The sequence below is a fragment of the Donghicola eburneus genome (assembly GCF_900115865.1).
Classification (GTDB): domain Bacteria; phylum Pseudomonadota; class Alphaproteobacteria; order Rhodobacterales; family Rhodobacteraceae; genus Donghicola; species Donghicola eburneus.
In genome coordinates, this window is record NZ_FOXY01000005.1 from 91,527 (window position 1) to 108,399 (window position 16,873).

Genomic DNA, 16,873 nt, shown 5'->3' on the forward strand with positions numbered 1-16,873 from the left:
GATGTTGTTCTAAAAGTTGTTCTGAAATCGGCAAAGCAGCTATTCAGTGTCGCTTCTGCAATGCAGCCAAAGGCTGTAAAGCCCCATTCTGACCATCATGCCGCGCACGGCGGCGCGCATCGCTCTGGCTTCATCTGGGGTGGTTAGGGCGTGTTTGTCCGCAGCTTCGAATTCGGCGTCTGCAGCGTCAAAGATGCCCCTGACATCCACTGCCGCCGGACCGCAGTTCATTGTGCATTCGCCGTCGACGCAGTCTTCACATGGTCCCGTTCGATAGCTGCCACATGCTTTGCACAGCATGGCTTCACCCATACATCTTCTGAAATTCGCGCTGTGCTTCGCTGCGGCGCGCGTCGAGGTAGTCGGCCAAGTCCTGCAGGTGAACGCCCTTGGCGCTCTTTTGGCTGTCTTCGATGCGCACCACAGGCAGCGGGATCTGTCCGTCGCTGATCTTGCGCAGGAACTTCACCAGCGTCAGATGCGGAAAGAAGTCATCGCACACCTGCTGCGCCGGGATGATCGGTGTGCCGTTGTATTTGGCCATCAGAAGGAATGCGGTGTTCATCTTCCAGCCTCTGATTTGTTTTCGATTCCATCGACGGGTTTTGCGGCCTGCTGAATTGTTTTGATGGCCTGCAAATAAATGCGCGCGCCGTTCCAGATTTGTTTGGCGAGAGCCGCGCGCGCATGGGCTTCGGCAGGGCTGATTTTGCCCGCGCGCAGATCCTTTAAGTCCTGTGACAAACCGGCGATGGTGTCTTTAAGGCTGAGTTCGTCAGATACGGGCGTTGAAACATAGTCGCGTTCAGCCATAGATCGGTCTTTCCCCAATTTTGATGCGGTAAGCATCAATCTCGATTGCTGAAATCAGCGCGCTTAATTGCTTGATGACCCGCCGATCTGGGTTGGCGTCGCCATAGGTTCCAACTCCAAATTCCTGTTCGCAGTGCCAGCACAGCGGCGCGCGCGCCGTAAGCTGAGGGCTTTCCCAGCATGGTGGCTGTGCGCGATGGCAAATTGCGCAGTTGAATGGTTCAGATTTGTCAGGGTAGATCGGCATCATGTCTTCCTGTTTTCCGTCGCTGGCCCCCGTTGGCGGGGACCAGAAAGAGAAATCAGCTTTCGGGGGTGCCCATGAATGTGGGCAGATCGGTTTCGGTGGTTGCCGCTTCGACCGCTTCCTTAAAGGCGGCTTCGAACGCCTTTTCGGGGTTGTAGATCGACAGGATGAACCGCACTTCGCCGCCCTGCTTGCGATAGCGGAAGCGCACGGGCATCCGGTAAAGGGCGCCTCCCATGAAGACGGGGATGGCGATGATGATCAGGTTCGGGATCTGCAGTGGCTTGCCGTCCGGGGCTTTGTGTTCATTGACAAACTGGATTTCCTGTTCGCCGCTGTCCCGGTTGGTCTTCACCGTCAGGTTGCTGGTTTCATGCACCTGAAACTGCTTGGACATCGCCAGCAGCTGGGTCAGCTGGCCATAGCGCCCTTCGATCTTCTGGGCGGTTTCGATCAGGCGGTTTTCCCATGGCTGGTTCTTGTCGCTGACACCGCCTTTCAGGATGGCGGGCGAAGGGTCCATGATGTCTTTGGCCTGTGCTTCGATGAATTCGCCTAGATTGTCTTTCTTGAGCGGTTCACCTGACACGCCCATCCATGCCTTCCATTCTTCCGACAGGGGGAAGTCATAGATGGCCCGGTGGTGGCAGTGGCGCGCGCTGGCATCGCCTGTGGCTGTGGTCACGTCGACCGCGCCAGCAGCGTGATAGTCTGCAATGCAGGTCAGCGTCGGGGCCGACATATCGGGGTTGGCAAACAGGGCTGACGTGTCGCCCTTGAACCGGTTGGCCCATGCGATGATGCTTTGCAGATCGGCAAAGCGGGCGGTGCCTTTGCGGCGGGCGGGCTTGAAGTATTCAGCCGCATCACGGTGCTTGCTGGTGACATCTTCAATGCGGCGCTTTTCCGGCAGGCTGACCAGATGGGGCGAATTGAATGGGGTGCCGCCTTCCTGAACGACCGGATCTGCGATGCATTCGGCGCTGCCCAAGGTGGCCATGACATCGCGCATGGTTTCTGCCGGGTTTTCGTGCCGCAGGGCGGCGGTGTCTGTCTTGTCTGACATGGTCAGCTCCTTTTGGGTTTAGGGTTGGTTTTCGGGGTTAAACGTCGCGCACTTCGCCGGTTTTCGGGTCATGCGGGGTGACATCGCGCACACCGCTGTGCATGCGCTTCATCATCGGGCTGTAGAGGGTCATTTGCCCCTGACCGTCCACATAGGCGGCAGCTTGGCTGGCGGGTTTCTTCGGCGCTTTAAAATCGGCCTGCGCGCGCATGCCCAGATCACCTGCGCCGCTCAGTTCATAAGACACATTCAGGGTGAAAGAGCCTTTCGCGCCCTTGTGACCATATTCTTCATTGTGGTTCTGCATCTGCTGCAGCAAGTCGCGGTGATCCGCTATGAACTGGGAGAGGAATTCGCCGCCATCAAAGAGGGTCAGCAGCTGTTCGACGTTACGAATGGCGAAAGGATCGTGTTCTTCGATTTGATTTTCTTCTGCGGGTTGCTTTTTCTTGGCCATCACGGGCGTGGTCCTTTCTATCGTGGGGTTGCGATTTTGCCGGTCCATGCGTCGAAGTCGGTGCGCATGGCTTGAAAACGGGTTTCAGCGTCGGGGTTTTGCGTCAGCTGGCGTCGGCTGTTGATCTTGCAGATGTCGCGGACGTATTCGGCGGCCGCTTCACTGCTGAATTGCCCGCCGGGAAATCCGCAGCGGATCGCGGCGAACTGCTGAAAGCGTGGGTCATTGCACAGGATACCTGCCTGTTGGGCCGGGTCCATGTCATCAAAGCGTTGGCGGGTGCTGGCGGTCATAGCAATCGACCAAAGCCCAAGAACCAGATGAACGCTTTCGCTGCTGCCACGGGCATCTGCGCCCAGAACCAAAGCCGGTCTTTCAGCTTGCGCGATTTCAGGCCGGGGCATTCCGGGCGCATGGTTCCGCCTGGGCATCCGCAGTCCGGCCACAGCGGGCAATGAAATGTCGGGGTGTTGTCGGCCATAGGATCGGGCACCAGTTTGGGCGCGCGCTGCTGGTTATCGTGAGTGATGGCAGATGCAGCGCGCGCCCCGGCGGGGGCGATCCCCTGACGCCCGCGACGAAGCAGGGAAAGAAGGCCGGGCACGTCGAGCAGACCGCGCCCGGCCCAGTGACCGGCAAACAGGCGATTGCCGGTTGTAGTGATGTCGTGGCGCGCAAGCATCAGCGCGCGCCTTGGCCAGCCGCCGCGCGGGCGTTGGCAATTTCTTCGCCATGGTTGCGCGGATTCGGGAAAGGCGGATGCACGGTGATGAAACCGTCATCTTCGATCAGCGGCGCAACAGCTTTGGCGGCTTTGGTCCAGTTGCGGATCGCCTCTTCCTCTGACGCGCCATAGGCGTTCACGCCATGCAGGGCGATTTCGAACAGATGGCTGGACTGCGCTGCGTCGGCAGGCGGCACATAGCTGCCGCCGTTTTCCATCACTTCATTCATGAACGCATCTTTCTGGCCTGCGCTGTCGAGGCATTCGAGGTTCAACAGGAAGGCGGTCAGGCGGTCATTCAGCAGATGGGTGGTCATAGCAGCGACTCCTGCATGGCATCGCCAGGGCGCGCCGTGGCCACGGTTTCAAGAACGTGGAACTGGGCGTCGTTTTCCTTGGCGAGTTTCTGGGCTGCGGCCAGCGCTTCATCGAAGGATGAATAGCGGGCGCGCGGTTCGGTCTTGGATTGCGGGCCGGTCGGTTTCCGGCACACCATCCAGAAGCGGGCGAATTGGGGCAGATCAGACATTGCGCGACTCCTCAATTCGGGTCCACGCCACTAGGCTGATCGGGCGATCATCATTGGAGATAGAAATGAGCGTTGATTTTGAGAAATCGCCAGACGGAAATATTGTGCTGCGCCCAGTCATTGGCTGGACCCCGTTTGTGCCATTTGGAATGGCATGTGGCCTGCGAATTGAGTTTGTTCAAAGTGAAGAACATCTGCAGGCGGCACTGAAAAACGAGCGCAAACCTGATGCAGTGCAAATCGTTTTGACGCCCCAACAAGCGGAATTGCTGGCGCAGGATCTAATGAAGGTTGTGCAGGCTGCTGCTGCACGCCCAGACGGCATGGGGCAGTAGAACCAGCCATCACGCGACCTGCTGATCTGCTTGGAGTGGCTTGGCCTGAAGGCGGCGCTGGCAGACGGTTTGGCCGCGTTCGGCCTTCAGCGTGGCCCATGCCAGCAAGAGCAGGCTGGGGCGGTGGTGTGGCTTGGGGTTGCTGACCACTGACAGGGCGTCTGCCTGTCGCTGTGGTGTGCTGGGGGTATGAAAACGCATGTTGGCCTCCGACTAGGTGAGGCCGAAACTAGATTGGACAACTATCCAATGTCAATACAATATTGGATAGTTGTCCAAAGCTGGTGGTAGCGGTGGGGGCTTAAAGGTCCAGCTTTACCCCAAAGTGCCCTTCGCTGCCGTCATTTCTTACCCATCCCCCTACGATCACCGCATCAATCGTGACCGTCTTCCCATTCATAGCCTTCGACATCCGCGGTGCCGAATGCTTGTCGATGTAGCCAACTTGCAAACCGTTTATCTCTACAAGAATTGCGTTTGGGTCATAGGGGTTGTCAGGCTCTGGTATCAGGTAGGCTACGCAATAACGCTGGTGCCCATTCTCGGTTTTGCCACCGCAAATCACTGCAAGCGCTGATTGGTAGTGGGATTCGCCAACAATCTCAAATTCAAACTCCCCATCGCCCTCAATCTGGACGTATAAGTCCGGTTCATGCCCTATATCTGGTATGCTGTTCGTCATCAATTTTTCCTTTAATAATTGCGATGTTCTGTTAATGTTCTCGTTATGATCGATTCTCGCAAAGGTTTCAGCAACAGCGCATTGATCAGTCGCCTTTCGGATCGGCAGGCGGTTTTGTTGTCTCTGCACCTTGCGGCGCTGCCTGACCGTCATCGGCGCGCTGAGAGAGAATTGCAGTTAAAGACGCTTCCAGTATCGCTTGCTCTTGCGGTGTCATCCGGGCGATCTGTTCCGCCAGTTGGTCGCGGACCTGCGCAGGGGAAAGCCCCATAAACTCCTCGACGGACTTGCCGTAGGCGTGGGCGACCTTGACAGCTATTTCGACGCTTGGAGTTCGGGTCTTGCCATATTTCACTTTGTAAAGGGCGTCTCTTTTTACGCCAGCGCGAAGCGCAAGCGTGGTGATGTCTTCAGACCACTCGTCAAGGTGTCTGTTAAGGGCTTCCAGAAAGCTGGGAAAGTCGTTGCTGATCATGTCGGCAGTATAATTGGCCCATGATCCAACTGGAATTGGATGGTTGTCCATTGACACCATTGGCCAATTGTCCAATAAATGGGGGCATGACCCATGAAACGATCCTTGAAGAACTTGAAGACTACTGCCGCGCGACGGGCCTGAAACCGTCCACGGTCTGTGTTCGGGCGCTGAATGACAGCCGCTATGTGGCGCGACACCAGCGCCGCTTGGATGCGCTGAACCGGGACGCCAACAAAATCCGCCAATACATGGCCGAAAACCCTGCGCCTGCGGGAGCAGATCAGGTGGCGGCGGAATGATGGTTTGGCTTGCTGTCTCATATCCCGATTGTCGCGCCCGGTGCGTGATCGGCAAAGGAAACGAGGTTTCCCATGTGTGAGGCACAAGACATCACCGCCGCGCCCGATCTGGACGCCTTTTTTGACGCGCTGTCGCGTTCAAAGGTCAGTGATGAAACGATACTGGCGTCTTGGCACTGGCTTCGCCGTGAATTTGAGCGCCTTGCTGCCCTGCGCGGCCTTTCGCATCCGGTCGTTCAGTGCGCGTTGCATGACTTCGGCAGCATGTTCGCCCGCGATTTTCAGGACTTCATCGCGTTCCGCCCAGTTGTCACAGGCGGCGCAACCGTAGGTCTCGGTCTCAATATCGTCTTCGACCTTGAGGCTTACCGGCGTTTTGCAATGACCGCAGAGGATCGTGTGCGTGGATTGGTCTGACATTCATATCTCCATCGCTCGGTGTGGTGCCGCGATGGTGATGGGCGGCATCGCGTTTGGCAACGCTTTGCCGCCCGCATCTGCCAAAGAGGTTTTCCATGGCTGACCCGGTAACACGCGGCATTTTCGATGGTCTTGTTCGCCGTGCTGGCGGTGTCGAGGCGGTCGCGGCGGTGCTGGAAGCCCGCTATGGCGTGGGCTGCAAGGGCACGGTCAGCAAGATGTGTTCCGGCCAGATCGGTGTGACGGTCGATGCGGCAATCGCGGTCGAAGACTTTGTCGGGGCTTTCCCGTTGACCAATCGCATGTTCGAGCGCACGGGCCGTGAAGGTGTGCGGGCCGGATGTCTGAAGGAACTGGCGGCGCAAAGCACGCTGGCCAGCGGTCAGGCGCATTCGGCGCTGATCCGAGCGTTTTCGCACCTAAGCCCCGGTGGTGAGGCTTTGACCGCAGAAGAGCGCGCAGAAGTCATCGCCCATATGCGTGCCGCGCGTCAGGTGCTGACCGACATCATTGATGCGGCGGAGGTGCAGGGATGATGGATGGCGCTGCACAACTGGAAAAAGGGAAATCACTATGGCCTACGTGCTTTGGGAATGCTTGCAGACCGCAGCAATCGTCTTCGTCATTTGGTGCTTGTCGGGCGTTCAGTCCAAGACAATCAGTCTGCTTGTGGATCGCGGTCTTCAGCTGCATCGGCGTCAGTGACAAGGCGCAGTTTGGGGCGATCTTCAGCGTCACTTTTGGCGATGAATTCGTTTTCTATTGTTTTGGTCAGGCTTTCGACAAACACGGCGCAGTGGGGATGCAGGTCATTGGTGTCGCAGCAGCCTTTAATCACTTGGATCAGGCTTTCGGGGTCTGCGTTGTTTACGGTGATGAAGGCGCGACAAAGTTCGTAGATCATCTGGTTTTGAACGCGCCGAAAATCGTTAAGCCGCGCAACTTGGTCGAAGAGGGTTTGAATAGCCTCATTAACGTCCATGCTTATCGCTTCTTTTTTTCTCGTCATTGGGGACACTGCTTTTTGTTTGCCTGCCGCGCGTACTGCGTAGTGGGCTTTTGTGCCGCCGCTTTGGGAAGTCAGTGGGTGGCGCAACTGGTCGGGCGAGTTTGGGACGGCTTGCCCGACCACACCATATTGATGCCATCAGATACAGATGGTCAACATTTGCGCAGTCAGGTGGTGGCATGACTGGGTATTCGACAGGGCTGGCGCGCCCGCTTCATCTGTGGGCATCGGGCTTTGCCCGTCGTTGGCATATGAATGCGGCTTTGTCCGGTGCGGATGATTTCAACTGTGCGCATCAAGGCCGTTGCGCCATGCTGGTCATCACTCTGTTTCCTGACCATTCGCTGGCGTTGTTGCGGGCGGCTGTGACCCATGACGCTGCTGAATTCGTGGTGGGTGATCTGTCGCAGCCCTTTAAGGCTGTTGGTGGCGATTTGGTTGCTGATCATGCGTCTTTGGAAGGCGACGTGCTGACCCGAATGGGCTTGGCCTGCGATCTGAGTGAATTCGAACAGCGTTGCCTGAAGCTGATCGACCGCATTGACGCGGTTCTGTTTGTTCAGCTGCGCGCACCGCAAGAGGCGCGGCGCAACGGCTGGCCCGAAGTTCAGGACTGGTGTCTGGGTGAAGCTGATGAGTTGGGCTGCGGTGAAGCGGTCGCGGTTCTGTTCTGGGATTCCGAATGCCGGGCCTATGAAGGGGGTGCGCTATGAATGCGATCACCGCCAATGCCGAAAGCCAGCGCCGGATCTTCAATCATTTTGCCGAACGGCTGGAAGAGCGGTTTGGGAGGGGGCTGGATGCCCTGACACTATGGCGCGCGCTGGCCTATGCGCTGCATGCACAGGACTGGAAGTTGCTGCGCCCCGTCGCCCGCGTGAACCGCAAGGGGCGGCGCATCTTTGTTTGCCGTTTGGCCGATGGCCGGTTTCTTTTTGTTCTGTTCGATTGCCAGATCGGCCTGCCGATCACCGTCTTCCGCGAAGGCATGGTCATTCGGCGCGAGGGCAAGGGAACCATGCAGTTGGGGGTGCCACATGACCTTCGCTAACATGGACCGCAACCAGATCGAAGAGCACCACATCGACCCGCGCGCCTGCCGGGCGCTTTGGTGTGCGGTGGTCGAAGAGCAATTTCAGCTGGCTGTGTCGCCCAAGATGACTGATCGGCCCGCTGAAATATCCGCAGCGCGCCGCTGGTTTGGCACCCGTGATTTCTTCATGGCCTGCGCCTTGGCTGGCGTCGATGGCGCATGGGTTCTGTGGGGCGTTCGCCATCATCTTGCAGAAACGCATGTAGAGGCGCAGGAAGGGGCTTTTGCGCTATGACCCCGCTGCTACCCGCAACCGCAAATGCCGTGACACGGCATAGTGAGCCGGAAGACTTCCGGTCTTTCGCGCATCAGGAATTGGCAGCATCCAGCCCGTGGCGGGGCGGTATCTGCTTCAACCCATCCTGTGGGGCAGCGTTTGAGCCGCGCCGCAGCTGGCAGATTTACTGCTGCACCGCCTGTGAGCGCGCAGGCACGGCAGAGTTGCGCAAGTGGGGCCATCGCATGGCCCTGTCAGCGCTGATCTGGCGCATGGGCAAATATGAACAACATGACGCGGGCATCCGCGATCTGACCCGCGCAGCACGGCGGCATGTTAGCCAAGTGCAATCCGCATGGTTGGCAGATCGGCAAGCCCGCGCTGCAGAAAGGGGTAAATCATGAATTGTCCAGAACACTTGGTCTTGGACCGTAAGTGGCTGCAGGTCTGGCACATCCAGCATGCTGATGTTCCCCGCAGATACATCACTTGGGGGGAGGTCTTGAATCCTCTTCGCTATGAAATCTGTGTCGGAGCGGGACCGGGGCGCTACTGGCGCTGGAACGATGACGCTTGGCTTTGGACGGCATGGCGGAATTTTCTGTTCCGGGCAAAGATTGGGTGCTGGCTGCGGGGCCATGAGTGGGTTCCGAACCGATATTCAGACGGTGATCGGTGTGACCGTTGCTTCAAGCAAAGGGGGCGGTGATGGCGGTTTATGTAGATGACATGATGGCATCCTTTGGCCGGATGAAGATGTGCCACATGATGGCTGACAGTTCCGAAGAATTGCTGGCGATGGCTGACCGGATCGGCGTGGCGCGGAAGTGGCTTCAGAAGCCCGGTTCTCATATGGAACACTTCGACATTGCCATGTCCAAGCGGCGGCTGGCCGTCGCTGCGGGTGCGGTCGAGGTCAAGCGCCGTGATCTGGGCATGCTGATGCGGAAGCGCTATGGCAAGTCTTTCGATCCTGAGTGCGTGACCTGCCGGGAAGGCGGTGTGTCATGACACAGGCGAATGCCCTTCACTTGGTCGATGCAGATGACATCGACATCTATCCGATTTCATCCAGCGAACGCTTGGACTCGCATTTCTTTGTGCCGTGGAACCTGAAACGTTGGCGCGGCAGTGAGTTTCGCCGTTTTGGCTATGCCGACCCTGAAGTCGGTTGGTTCGGCATGGAACTGTTCTTTCTGGCGCAGGATGAAACACCCATCGGCACGTTGCCCTGCGATGATGATGCGCTGGCCTTTCTCTTGCGCATCCCGCCCGCCCGGTGGCGAGAGTTGAACAGCCGGGATGTGTCGCCCCTGCATGGTTGGCACCGCGTTCACTGCGACAGCGGTCAGGTGCGCTTGGCCCATCCAGTGGTCACCGAAGTGGCCATGGACGCCTTGGGGTCCAAGAAGCGCAATGACGCCAAGAATGCCGATGAACGGATGCGCAAGCGGCTTGGCACCATCATCAATCACCTGAAGGCCATTCCGGGTGCGGCGCGCATTGCGGACATGGAAGAGCGGGTGAATGACATCAGCGACTGGATCGAAGCCCAGTATCCGGGTGGCAGTGCCACGCTGAAGCGCGTGAAAGAGGCGTTGAATGACCTGTCATCGCGTCATTGATTTCTTCCCCAAACCTTCCGCCGGAAGAAACAGGAATTTCCTGAAACGGTTTTTGGAAGTTTTCATTTTTTCCGAAAACCGAGCGGCTGAAAGGAAACAAGAAGAAATCAAAAGAAAAAGAAACTTCCGGGGCGCGTCAATTTTGAACGGCTGTGCCTGTGGATAAGTCGGATTTGCTGAGAATGGCCATCAAGCAGCGAAGCGGTATGGCAACAAAAAGAAGGGGGATAGGCAGTGGAAGGTCAGGAACTAAGGGACGGCAAGGAACGGGTCAGGATCAACCTGATTGAACCACTCGTCAAAGGTGGGATGGTGCGCAAGCGCGGTCGATCCGTCGAAGAGCATGACAAGTTCTTGGCCAGTCTGGAAGCGCGTCTGGCCTATATGGCCGAAGATCGGTTGCAGGCATTGGCCGAAGTGGTCGAGCGATATGCGGGCGGGCCGCAAAAGAACGTCTGGCCCGCTGAAGTGTCAATTATGAATTGGGCGCGTCGGCTGCAGGAAGTGCCTGCCAGTGAAAGCCGGTTGGTGCGGTCCTATCTGCAGTCTGGCGCGGGTGATGCGGCAAAGTCCGGCGGTTATCTGGTCGAACTGTTTGTCTATTTGAAGCGCATCGGCGCACCGCCCAATGACTATGTGCTGAAGGGCATCCGCGAAGAGGCTGAAGACAACCGGCGCAAGCGCGAAGGAATCGAGCGTGACCGGGAAGAGGGTCGGGCCAGCCCGCGCGATCTGGCTTGGCTTCAGGGTTACATGGACACGCGGCGGCGCTGTCTGGACATCATCAAAGCAAAACAAGAAAGGGCAGCGGCATGAACCGGGACAGAATAGCGATGGCGGTCACCCGCATCGAACGGGCAACCAGCATTGATGAACAGGCGCGGATGGCGGAAGTCCGGGCCATGGGCTTTGTCCCTGCAGAAGTCGGGCCGGAAATCCCGATGGCCCCGGCGCGCGGGCCAGTGCGGATGCTGGACATGATGGCGTCCTACCCCAAGGGCGATGATGGCTTTGAAATCAAGGCGGCTGGCTTTTTGGGGCGCAAGACACTGCAGCGGGCGGATAGCTTCGATGTGATGGCGGCAAAGGCGGCGCGGCATAAGAAGCAGTCGCCCTTCAGTCCGGCGCAGGTGGCGATGGGCCGGTTCTATCGGGATCTGGTCGAAAAGCATGAAAGCGCGGGCGTGAAGTGTTCATCGCTGGAAAGCCTGTCGCAGCGCAGTGCTGGTAGTGGCGGTGACTTCATGGGTGCGGTGTTGCGTGATAGGGAGCGCATCACCGTGCTGCGCAAGCGCATCGGCAGCGGGTCGGCAATGGTGGTGAGGCGCATCCGTCCATCGGATCGGGGGTCGCGTGTCACCATCATGGATCGGCGGCTGGTCGACATCGTCTGTCTGGAAGATGGCACCATCACCGATGTTCTGCGCAAGCATGGTTGGGGTGATGATGCTAAGTTGCGGGCGGCGCTCCAGCAGGCATTGGCCATGGTGTTGGACCGGATGATGGGGCCGGTGCGTCGTGGTGGCGCGTCGGTCGCTCATTTCGGAAAGGGGTGTTTGCCGATTTGGGGAAGTGAGGCGGGTAATGGCTGATGTGTTTTCTTTGAGAGAATTGGCAAAGTTAGCCGGTGTAAGTCACCGCACAATTCTGAACGACATTTACAGAGTGGGCATTGACCTTCCGAAGTCGGGAACATCTGGCAAAAAGACCCTGATAGAGAAATGCGACGCGCAGACGTATTGGGCATGGCGGCAGTGCATGTCACTGGGGCTAAGTTCAAAGGGGCTTTGGATTCCAATTGCGTCTTGTTTACGTGGTCATCAAGCCGAACTGCGCGCGTGTTGTCTTGCGGTGACACCAAGGCAAGCCCGCTTGTGTGATAACACCAGCGAAAACGGTTGGGATGCGATGATTGTTCGTTGGGATGACATTGATGGATCAGAGAGGTTGAAGCAGGTTATTGTCTTTCTTGGTGGCATGCCAAAATGCCTTCACAAAGAAAGTTGTTGACGCTTACCCCGACAGCCCCTTATGAAATATGCATCATCTACAAGAGCGCCCACGGGAAACCGGCGGGCGCTTTTGCATTGGTGACTTCCGAACATCGAAAGGGACGCGGTGCCGAAGAAACCCTGCGCACATCCGGGCTGTTCCCGGCTGGTCGATCTTGGGTCGGCATATTGCGAAGCCCATGCGGTGGCGGACAAGCGGGACCGGGATCGGACTGCGGATGCAAAGCGGGCTGATAAGCCAAGCCGCAAATGGTATAAGCGCAAAGCTTGGAGCGGCAAAGGTGGGCGGCGTGAACAGCAGCTGGCAAATGAACCGCTGTGCAGGCTCTGCCCTGATCATTCAAGGCAGCGGGCGACAGTTGCAGACCATGTGATTCCACATCGGGAAGACTATGCCCTTTTCTGGTTTGGGGAACTTCAGTCGCTGTGCAAGTCCTGCCACGACATCAAGAAACAGCGGGTCGAACGGCGCGCAGGTAGGGGGGGTGAAAAGTCCACAGCCTGAGCGCAGGGGACCGGCGGGGGCAATCAGATTTTTGCGCGCGAAAGTTTAAGGGGGGGGTCTCATGACCGCACCGGCATCAGGCATGGAACGGCTGGTCACCCTTCTGGGTGGATGGCCTGAACACTTCGAAGCGGAAGAGCGAAAGCATGGCGAAAGCCTGCTGGCTGTTATGCGTCGTGATCGGGTTCTGGATGAAGCGGTCTTCGGCATCGTGGTTCGCTACGCGGCGCACCGCGCGGCCTATGATCGGTTATCGGCTGAAATCTCGGCTGAAGAATTTGAAGCCACGGCCAGCAACTACCTTTCGGGGAAAGAGCAAAGTCGGGCCTTCCATGAAAACAAGCTGCTGACGCTGGAACGCGAACTGCTGGCTACACCCTATGCGCGGGCTAAGAACGGCATGTCCGCCCAAACATCCTTCATGGATCTGCTGGATGACCAGCCGCCGGAAGGTGGTGGCAGTGGCAAAGTGATGCCGTTCAAGCCGATGGCAAAGAAGGGTCGCGCCTGATTCATGCTGGACGCATCTGTCGAAACACCGATCACGCTGCGGGCGCTGGATTGGGTCGATGACATTCTGTCGAACAAGCTGCCCAGCTGTAAGCGGATCAAGCAAGCCTGCAAACGGTTCAGGGTCGATCTGCAGCGGGCAGGCACTGACCAGTTCCCATATGTCTTCGACATGGAAGCGTCGGAACATATGTGCGCTTTTATGGAAGCCTTACCCCATATCGAAGGGGCTTGGGCGGCGCGAAATGAGACAATAACCCTTCTGGGGTGGCAGGCGTTCCTGATCAGCCAGATCGGCGGTTGGCGTCACATGGTCACTGGCATTCGTCGGTTCCGCACGGCCTATGTCGAGGTGCCGCGCAAGAACGGAAAATCTACGCTTTTGGCTGGCGTCGGTCTTTACTTTTTGGGGCCAGACGGTGAGCCGGGCGCGAAGGTCTATTCGGCTGCGGCGTCGACCCATCAGGCCCGCATCGTATTCGATGCAGCGCGCGTGATGGCGATGACTGGTCGGGCAGAAGGCATGGGGTTGGATGAACTGCTTGGCCTGCATGTCGAAGAACACAAAATCAAAACGGCGGACCCGGCGGCGGTGTTCCAGCCGATTGCCAGCCAGACAAAGTCGAAGGACGGCAAAAACCCGCACTGTGCGATTGTCGATGAATTGCATGAACACGAAAAGCGCGACGTTTGGGATTCGATGGCCAGTGCCTTGGGGGCCCGCGAACAGCCTTTGCTGATTGCGATCACCACCGCGGGCTACAACACTGCAGGGATCTGCTACGAACAGCGGAAATATCTGCAACGCATTTTGGATGGCACATTCGAGGATGACAGCTATTTCGGGCTGATCTTTGAAGCGGATGAAGGTGACGATCCGGGCGATCCGGTCGCATGGGAAAAGGCCAATCCGTCGCTGCATGCAGCCAAGTCGCTGCAATACATGCAGGACGAATGGAAGAAAGCAGCGGCCAGCCCGGCGGCGATGGGTGAGTTCCTGCGCAAGCACTTGGACATCTGGACCAGTGTCGGGGCATCGGCCATCGACATGGAAGGCTGGCGCGCGGGCGAAGATACGTCGCTGAAGATCGAAGACTTTGCCGGGCGTCGGTGCTTTATCGGGGTCGACCTTGCTACACGTCATGACCCGTCAAGCGTCGTGGTTGTGTTCCCGGATGAACGCGATCCGGCCAAAGGTCCGATGACGGCATTCAGTTGGCACTGCCTGCCGCAGAAGGTCGTGGATGCGCCGGGCAATGAACATCTTTGGGGTTGGGCCAATAAGGGCCTGATCACGACAACACCGGGCGCAGAGCTGGATCTGCGATTGGTTGAAGCGCTTGTCATGCAGCTGTGTGGCCATGGCGCTGACCATGATCCGCGAAACGAATGGGGCTGGGGCGATCTGCCAGCCTTGGATGTGGAAATGGTCATCTATGATGCGCAGTTCGCGCAGCAGATGGCCGCGACTTGGGATGCGGCAGGCATTCAGGCTGTGGAACTGCGCAAGCGGGCTGCAAACACGAATGAGCCGTTCAACAAGCTGATTGCCGCTGTCGATGATCATCGGATGCTGCATGACGGCAACGCGGTTCTGACGTGGATGGCAGGCAATACGCTGATGAAACAGGTGCCGGGCGGGGACTACATTTTCCCGACAAAACTGGCACCGGAAGACAAGATTGACGGGATCGATGCGCTGATCAACGGCTTGTGGCCGCTGTGTCAGGTTGTCGAGGAAGACGAAAGCAAGGGCGTCGTGACGCAAGGATTTGTTGATGTTTGAACGGATATTCGGATCACGGGCTAAGGTCGCGGAAGCGCCGCGCGTCGAGCCGGTCGTTTCTGCGCCCGTGGTGCAGGACAGCAGGCCGGTCAATTTGCAGTCATCGGCCAGTGTCGAGGAATGGCAAGAGTTCTTCGGCTTTCTGGGTCATGACGTGGTGACGCGGGAATCGGCTATGAAGCTGACCGCAGTTTTTGGCTGTGTGTCTTTGCTGGCCGGAACCATTGGCACATTGCCGGTTCGGGTGACGCGGAAGGATGCAGAAAAGGGCAGCGAAGTGCTGGCCGATCATCCTGCCCACTATCTGGTGCATGTCGATCCGCATCCGCTGTTTTCGGCTGAAGTGTTCTTCGAAGGTCTCTTCGCCTTGGCGTTTCTCGAAGGCAATGCCTATGCCGAAATCCAGCGCAATGGCCGTGGCGAGGCGACGGGGCTTCGCCCGCTGTTTGACGCCACTGTCAAACCGTTCATGCGCAATGGCCGGGCGGCATATCGGATCACTGAAGACGGTCAGACCTATGGCCGCGATCAGGATGACATTCTGCACTTCCGGGCATCGGCCACGATGAAGGGGCTGGAAGCGCTGTCACCGCTGAAGTGTTTCGGGCGTTCCATTGGCATCGGTTTGGAAGCTGACGAATATGCCAGCAAGTTTTACAAGCAGGGCATCAATCCGCCGGGCTACATCAGCTATGATGGCAAGGTCAGTGAACAGGTGGCTGATGAAGTCAGGAACTACTGGCAGCGCAAGTTCGGTGGGATTCAGAATGCGCACATTCCGGCAGTCTTGGCGGAAGGCGGCAAGTTCACATCGCTGATGACCGACCCGGAAACCGCGCAGCTGTTTCAGTCGCGGTCGTTTCAGGTGCTGGATGTGGCGCGGGCCTATGGGGTGCCGCCACATTTGATCGGTGAAACTGAAAAGTCGACCAGCTGGGGAACGGGGATTAATGCCCAAACCACACAGTTCTACATTCTGGGTTTGCGCAAGCATGTGAAGCGGTTCGAGGCTGAATTGGGCCGGAAGCTGCTGACACGCGAAGAGCGCCTGCAGGGTGTTTCGATCAAGTTCAACATGGACACACTTTTGCGGGCCGACATCGCGGCACGATATGAGATGTATAAAATCGCGTTGGGCGGCACACAGCATCCGGGTTTCATGACCGTGAACGATGTCAAGGAACTGGAAGGGCTTGCTAAGTCCGATGATCCAGATGCCGACAAGCTTTTCCGCCCGACTTCGAAGGGCGCAAAGGACGCCACCGATCCGGCGGAAGACGGCGGCGCGCCATATTTCCAGACAACGCGAGAGGAAGCGCAATGAAGTTCAAAGAGATTCTGGCCCGTGCGTTGCGCCCGAAGGATGGCAAGCCTGCTGCCCTTCAGGTGCGCGCCATGGAAGGCGAAGGTGAAGTCGAAGTGCTGGTCTATGACCAGATCGGCTATTGGGGCATCACTGCCGAAGAGTTTGTCCGAGAGGTCAAGCAGATCGACGCGGAAACCATTCATCTGCGTATCGACAGCCCCGGCGGTGACGTGTTCATGGCCCGTGCCATGAAAACCGCACTGGAGCAGCATTCGGCGCGGGTGATTGTCCATGTGGACGGGCTGGCGGCGTCGGCCGCGTCCTATCTCATGCTGGCCGGTGATGAAATCGAGATTGCCAAGGGTGCATTCGTGATGATCCACAATGCGTGGATGATCACGCTTGGCGACACCCGCGATCACACCCAATCGGCGGGCATGCTTGAAAAAATCGACGGATCGATCCGGGCCGACTATGCGTCGAAGTCCGGCAAGGATGCCGAAGAATTCCGTCAGTTGATGGATGATGAAACGTGGCTGGAAGCGGAAGAGGCGCTGGCCATGGGGCTGGTCGACCGTATCTATGAAAAAGACGGCGGCGCGGAAAACCGCTTCGATCTGGCCATTTTCGAGAACACCCCGGACGCGCTGAAACAGTCGGGGGGGGGAAAGACTGCGGCGGCGCATCGTGCTGCCCAGATGCGCAAGCTGGAATACTTCGAACGGGTTGCGCCCTAGTTGCGGTGCGTCCGCATAGACTG

32 protein-coding genes are annotated in these 16,873 nt (G+C 57.9%); 19 read left to right on the forward strand and 13 right to left on the reverse strand.

What is annotated here, in order from left to right; genetic code table 11:
* Positions 1-39: 39 nt before the first annotated feature.
* The 10 genes from BM225_RS10135 to BM225_RS10180 form a co-directional block, all read right to left on the reverse strand.
* Positions 40-231, reverse strand: coding sequence for a hypothetical protein (locus BM225_RS10135; RefSeq protein WP_143095362.1), 192 nt, complete (start codon positions 229-231; stop codon positions 40-42).
* A 73-nt stretch (positions 232-304) separates the two neighbouring features.
* Positions 305-565 carry a pyocin activator PrtN family protein gene (locus tag BM225_RS10140; protein WP_092464246.1) on the reverse strand — a complete coding sequence of 87 codons (261 nt, stop codon included), beginning with the start codon at positions 563-565 and terminating at the stop codon, positions 305-307.
* A complete protein-coding gene (locus BM225_RS10145) occupies positions 562-813 on the reverse strand; it encodes a hypothetical protein (protein ID WP_092464248.1) in 252 nt (83 codons plus the stop codon). The genes BM225_RS10140 and BM225_RS10145 overlap by 4 nt, the downstream gene beginning before the upstream one ends.
* Positions 806-1,063: a hypothetical protein gene (locus BM225_RS10150; protein ID WP_143095363.1), complete on the reverse strand. Its 258-nt coding sequence runs from the start codon at positions 1,061-1,063 to the stop codon at positions 806-808. Before BM225_RS10150 ends, BM225_RS10145 begins: the two co-directional genes overlap by 8 nt.
* A 52-nt stretch (positions 1,064-1,115) precedes the next feature.
* Positions 1,116-2,126 (reverse strand): DUF2303 family protein, encoded by a 1,011-nt coding sequence (locus BM225_RS10155; RefSeq protein ID WP_092464252.1) that lies wholly within the window; start codon positions 2,124-2,126, stop codon positions 1,116-1,118.
* 37 nt (positions 2,127-2,163) lie between these two features.
* Positions 2,164-2,583: a hypothetical protein gene (locus BM225_RS10160; RefSeq protein WP_092464254.1), complete on the reverse strand. Its 420-nt coding sequence runs from the start codon at positions 2,581-2,583 to the stop codon at positions 2,164-2,166.
* A 17-nt stretch (positions 2,584-2,600) separates the two neighbouring features.
* Entirely contained in the window at positions 2,601-2,876 is a 276-nt protein-coding gene (locus tag BM225_RS10165; RefSeq protein WP_092464256.1) for a hypothetical protein, read from the reverse strand.
* A complete protein-coding gene (locus tag BM225_RS10170; RefSeq protein ID WP_092464257.1) occupies positions 2,873-3,265 on the reverse strand; it encodes a hypothetical protein in 393 nt (130 codons plus the stop codon). Before BM225_RS10170 ends, BM225_RS10165 begins: the two co-directional genes overlap by 4 nt.
* On the reverse strand, positions 3,265-3,624 hold the full coding sequence (locus BM225_RS10175) for a hypothetical protein (RefSeq protein ID WP_245780453.1): 360 nt from the start codon (positions 3,622-3,624) through the stop codon (positions 3,265-3,267). The genes BM225_RS10170 and BM225_RS10175 overlap by 1 nt, the downstream gene beginning before the upstream one ends.
* Complete coding sequence (locus BM225_RS10180; protein ID WP_092464259.1) at positions 3,621-3,836, reverse strand: hypothetical protein; 216 nt, start codon at positions 3,834-3,836, stop codon at positions 3,621-3,623. The genes BM225_RS10175 and BM225_RS10180 overlap by 4 nt, the downstream gene beginning before the upstream one ends.
* Before the next feature lie 65 nt (positions 3,837-3,901).
* On the opposite strand from BM225_RS10180, the gene BM225_RS10185 reads away from it, so the two are divergent.
* Positions 3,902-4,171 (forward strand): hypothetical protein, encoded by a 270-nt coding sequence (locus BM225_RS10185; RefSeq protein WP_092464261.1) that lies wholly within the window; start codon positions 3,902-3,904, stop codon positions 4,169-4,171.
* 9 nt (positions 4,172-4,180) lie between these two features.
* On the opposite strand, the gene BM225_RS10190 is transcribed toward BM225_RS10185, so the two are convergent.
* The 3 genes from BM225_RS10190 to BM225_RS10200 all read right to left on the reverse strand — a co-directional run bounded on the left by BM225_RS10190 (position 4,181) and on the right by BM225_RS10200 (position 5,388).
* Complete coding sequence (locus BM225_RS10190) at positions 4,181-4,372, reverse strand: hypothetical protein (RefSeq protein ID WP_092464263.1); 192 nt, start codon at positions 4,370-4,372, stop codon at positions 4,181-4,183.
* Between the two features lie 100 nt (positions 4,373-4,472).
* Positions 4,473-4,853 (reverse strand): HIRAN domain-containing protein, encoded by a 381-nt coding sequence (locus tag BM225_RS10195; protein WP_092464265.1) that lies wholly within the window; start codon positions 4,851-4,853, stop codon positions 4,473-4,475.
* Between the two features lie 85 nt (positions 4,854-4,938).
* The gene (locus BM225_RS10200) at positions 4,939-5,388 is read right to left on the reverse strand and encodes a helix-turn-helix domain-containing protein (protein WP_177218602.1); all 450 of its coding nucleotides are present in this window, start codon (positions 5,386-5,388) and stop codon (positions 4,939-4,941) included.
* A 26-nt stretch (positions 5,389-5,414) separates the two neighbouring features.
* On the opposite strand from BM225_RS10200, the gene BM225_RS10205 reads away from it, so the two are divergent.
* The 18 genes from BM225_RS10205 to BM225_RS10285 all read left to right on the forward strand — a co-directional run bounded on the left by BM225_RS10205 (position 5,415) and on the right by BM225_RS10285 (position 16,850).
* Entirely contained in the window at positions 5,415-5,630 is a 216-nt protein-coding gene (locus BM225_RS10205) for a hypothetical protein (protein ID WP_092464269.1), read from the forward strand.
* A 72-nt stretch (positions 5,631-5,702) separates the two neighbouring features.
* On the forward strand, positions 5,703-6,047 hold the full coding sequence (locus BM225_RS10210; RefSeq protein ID WP_092464271.1) for a hypothetical protein: 345 nt from the start codon (positions 5,703-5,705) through the stop codon (positions 6,045-6,047).
* Between the two features lie 98 nt (positions 6,048-6,145).
* Entirely contained in the window at positions 6,146-6,586 is a 441-nt protein-coding gene (locus tag BM225_RS10215; protein WP_092464273.1) for a hypothetical protein, read from the forward strand.
* Positions 6,583-7,242 (forward strand): hypothetical protein, encoded by a 660-nt coding sequence (locus tag BM225_RS21570; RefSeq protein ID WP_143095365.1) that lies wholly within the window; start codon positions 6,583-6,585, stop codon positions 7,240-7,242. Before BM225_RS10215 ends, BM225_RS21570 begins: the two co-directional genes overlap by 4 nt.
* Positions 7,239-7,772, forward strand: a complete 534-nt coding sequence (locus tag BM225_RS10225; protein WP_092464277.1) for a hypothetical protein — start codon at positions 7,239-7,241, stop codon at positions 7,770-7,772. The genes BM225_RS21570 and BM225_RS10225 overlap by 4 nt, the downstream gene beginning before the upstream one ends.
* Positions 7,769-8,110, forward strand: a complete 342-nt coding sequence (locus BM225_RS10230) for a hypothetical protein (protein WP_092464279.1) — start codon at positions 7,769-7,771, stop codon at positions 8,108-8,110. Before BM225_RS10225 ends, BM225_RS10230 begins: the two co-directional genes overlap by 4 nt.
* Positions 8,097-8,387: a hypothetical protein gene (locus tag BM225_RS10235; RefSeq protein WP_143095366.1), complete on the forward strand. Its 291-nt coding sequence runs from the start codon at positions 8,097-8,099 to the stop codon at positions 8,385-8,387. The genes BM225_RS10230 and BM225_RS10235 overlap by 14 nt, the downstream gene beginning before the upstream one ends.
* The gene (locus BM225_RS10240; RefSeq protein ID WP_092464283.1) at positions 8,384-8,773 is read left to right on the forward strand and encodes a hypothetical protein; all 390 of its coding nucleotides are present in this window, start codon (positions 8,384-8,386) and stop codon (positions 8,771-8,773) included. The genes BM225_RS10235 and BM225_RS10240 overlap by 4 nt, the downstream gene beginning before the upstream one ends.
* 304 nt (positions 8,774-9,077) lie before the next feature.
* On the forward strand, positions 9,078-9,380 hold the full coding sequence (locus BM225_RS10245) for a DUF4031 domain-containing protein (protein ID WP_092464285.1): 303 nt from the start codon (positions 9,078-9,080) through the stop codon (positions 9,378-9,380).
* Positions 9,377-9,994 (forward strand): hypothetical protein, encoded by a 618-nt coding sequence (locus tag BM225_RS10250; RefSeq protein ID WP_092464287.1) that lies wholly within the window; start codon positions 9,377-9,379, stop codon positions 9,992-9,994. The genes BM225_RS10245 and BM225_RS10250 overlap by 4 nt, the downstream gene beginning before the upstream one ends.
* Positions 9,995-10,228: 234 nt before the next feature.
* Positions 10,229-10,810: a hypothetical protein gene (locus BM225_RS10255; RefSeq protein ID WP_092464289.1), complete on the forward strand. Its 582-nt coding sequence runs from the start codon at positions 10,229-10,231 to the stop codon at positions 10,808-10,810.
* Positions 10,807-11,586 (forward strand): hypothetical protein, encoded by a 780-nt coding sequence (locus BM225_RS10260; protein ID WP_177218603.1) that lies wholly within the window; start codon positions 10,807-10,809, stop codon positions 11,584-11,586. Before BM225_RS10255 ends, BM225_RS10260 begins: the two co-directional genes overlap by 4 nt.
* Positions 11,579-12,004, forward strand: coding sequence for a hypothetical protein (locus tag BM225_RS21575; protein WP_143095367.1), 426 nt, complete (start codon positions 11,579-11,581; stop codon positions 12,002-12,004). Before BM225_RS10260 ends, BM225_RS21575 begins: the two co-directional genes overlap by 8 nt.
* Before the next feature lie 186 nt (positions 12,005-12,190).
* The gene (locus tag BM225_RS22285; RefSeq protein WP_276326948.1) at positions 12,191-12,511 is read left to right on the forward strand and encodes an HNH endonuclease; all 321 of its coding nucleotides are present in this window, start codon (positions 12,191-12,193) and stop codon (positions 12,509-12,511) included.
* A 61-nt stretch (positions 12,512-12,572) separates the two neighbouring features.
* Positions 12,573-13,022, forward strand: coding sequence for a hypothetical protein (locus BM225_RS10270; protein ID WP_092464292.1), 450 nt, complete (start codon positions 12,573-12,575; stop codon positions 13,020-13,022).
* Positions 13,023-13,025: 3 nt separating this feature from the next.
* The gene (locus BM225_RS10275; protein ID WP_092464294.1) at positions 13,026-14,807 is read left to right on the forward strand and encodes a terminase large subunit; all 1,782 of its coding nucleotides are present in this window, start codon (positions 13,026-13,028) and stop codon (positions 14,805-14,807) included.
* Positions 14,800-16,131, forward strand: coding sequence for a phage portal protein (locus BM225_RS10280; protein WP_092464297.1), 1,332 nt, complete (start codon positions 14,800-14,802; stop codon positions 16,129-16,131). The genes BM225_RS10275 and BM225_RS10280 overlap by 8 nt, the downstream gene beginning before the upstream one ends.
* Positions 16,128-16,850: a head maturation protease, ClpP-related gene (locus BM225_RS10285; protein WP_092464299.1), complete on the forward strand. Its 723-nt coding sequence runs from the start codon at positions 16,128-16,130 to the stop codon at positions 16,848-16,850. Before BM225_RS10280 ends, BM225_RS10285 begins: the two co-directional genes overlap by 4 nt.
* Positions 16,851-16,873 lie beyond the last annotated feature (23 nt).

Coding starts and splice junctions, on each gene's coding strand:
- BM225_RS10135 (WP_143095362.1), bottom strand. CDS start 231: ATGAACTGCGGTCCGGCGGCAGTGGATGTCAGGGGCATCTTTGACGCT.
- BM225_RS10140 (WP_092464246.1), bottom strand. CDS start 565: ATGAACACCGCATTCCTTCTGATGGCCAAATACAACGGCACACCGATC.
- BM225_RS10145 (WP_092464248.1), bottom strand. CDS start 813: ATGGCTGAACGCGACTATGTTTCAACGCCCGTATCTGACGAACTCAGC.
- BM225_RS10150 (WP_143095363.1), bottom strand. CDS start 1,063: ATGATGCCGATCTACCCTGACAAATCTGAACCATTCAACTGCGCAATT.
- BM225_RS10155 (WP_092464252.1), bottom strand. CDS start 2,126: ATGTCAGACAAGACAGACACCGCCGCCCTGCGGCACGAAAACCCGGCA.
- BM225_RS10160 (WP_092464254.1), bottom strand. CDS start 2,583: ATGGCCAAGAAAAAGCAACCCGCAGAAGAAAATCAAATCGAAGAACAC.
- BM225_RS10165 (WP_092464256.1), bottom strand. CDS start 2,876: ATGACCGCCAGCACCCGCCAACGCTTTGATGACATGGACCCGGCCCAA.
- BM225_RS10170 (WP_092464257.1), bottom strand. CDS start 3,265: ATGCTTGCGCGCCACGACATCACTACAACCGGCAATCGCCTGTTTGCC.
- BM225_RS10175 (WP_245780453.1), bottom strand. CDS start 3,624: ATGACCACCCATCTGCTGAATGACCGCCTGACCGCCTTCCTGTTGAAC.
- BM225_RS10180 (WP_092464259.1), bottom strand. CDS start 3,836: ATGTCTGATCTGCCCCAATTCGCCCGCTTCTGGATGGTGTGCCGGAAA.
- BM225_RS10185 (WP_092464261.1), top strand. CDS start 3,902: ATGAGCGTTGATTTTGAGAAATCGCCAGACGGAAATATTGTGCTGCGC.
- BM225_RS10190 (WP_092464263.1), bottom strand. CDS start 4,372: ATGCGTTTTCATACCCCCAGCACACCACAGCGACAGGCAGACGCCCTG.
- BM225_RS10195 (WP_092464265.1), bottom strand. CDS start 4,853: ATGACGAACAGCATACCAGATATAGGGCATGAACCGGACTTATACGTC.
- BM225_RS10200 (WP_177218602.1), bottom strand. CDS start 5,388: ATGGTGTCAATGGACAACCATCCAATTCCAGTTGGATCATGGGCCAAT.
- BM225_RS10205 (WP_092464269.1), top strand. CDS start 5,415: ATGACCCATGAAACGATCCTTGAAGAACTTGAAGACTACTGCCGCGCG.
- BM225_RS10210 (WP_092464271.1), top strand. CDS start 5,703: ATGTGTGAGGCACAAGACATCACCGCCGCGCCCGATCTGGACGCCTTT.
- BM225_RS10215 (WP_092464273.1), top strand. CDS start 6,146: ATGGCTGACCCGGTAACACGCGGCATTTTCGATGGTCTTGTTCGCCGT.
- BM225_RS21570 (WP_143095365.1), top strand. CDS start 6,583: ATGATGGATGGCGCTGCACAACTGGAAAAAGGGAAATCACTATGGCCT.
- BM225_RS10225 (WP_092464277.1), top strand. CDS start 7,239: ATGACTGGGTATTCGACAGGGCTGGCGCGCCCGCTTCATCTGTGGGCA.
- BM225_RS10230 (WP_092464279.1), top strand. CDS start 7,769: ATGAATGCGATCACCGCCAATGCCGAAAGCCAGCGCCGGATCTTCAAT.
- BM225_RS10235 (WP_143095366.1), top strand. CDS start 8,097: ATGACCTTCGCTAACATGGACCGCAACCAGATCGAAGAGCACCACATC.
- BM225_RS10240 (WP_092464283.1), top strand. CDS start 8,384: ATGACCCCGCTGCTACCCGCAACCGCAAATGCCGTGACACGGCATAGT.
- BM225_RS10245 (WP_092464285.1), top strand. CDS start 9,078: ATGGCGGTTTATGTAGATGACATGATGGCATCCTTTGGCCGGATGAAG.
- BM225_RS10250 (WP_092464287.1), top strand. CDS start 9,377: ATGACACAGGCGAATGCCCTTCACTTGGTCGATGCAGATGACATCGAC.
- BM225_RS10260 (WP_177218603.1), top strand. CDS start 10,807: ATGAACCGGGACAGAATAGCGATGGCGGTCACCCGCATCGAACGGGCA.
- BM225_RS21575 (WP_143095367.1), top strand. CDS start 11,579: ATGGCTGATGTGTTTTCTTTGAGAGAATTGGCAAAGTTAGCCGGTGTA.
- BM225_RS10270 (WP_092464292.1), top strand. CDS start 12,573: ATGACCGCACCGGCATCAGGCATGGAACGGCTGGTCACCCTTCTGGGT.
- BM225_RS10275 (WP_092464294.1), top strand. CDS start 13,026: ATGCTGGACGCATCTGTCGAAACACCGATCACGCTGCGGGCGCTGGAT.
- BM225_RS10280 (WP_092464297.1), top strand. CDS start 14,800: ATGTTTGAACGGATATTCGGATCACGGGCTAAGGTCGCGGAAGCGCCG.
- BM225_RS10285 (WP_092464299.1), top strand. CDS start 16,128: ATGAAGTTCAAAGAGATTCTGGCCCGTGCGTTGCGCCCGAAGGATGGC.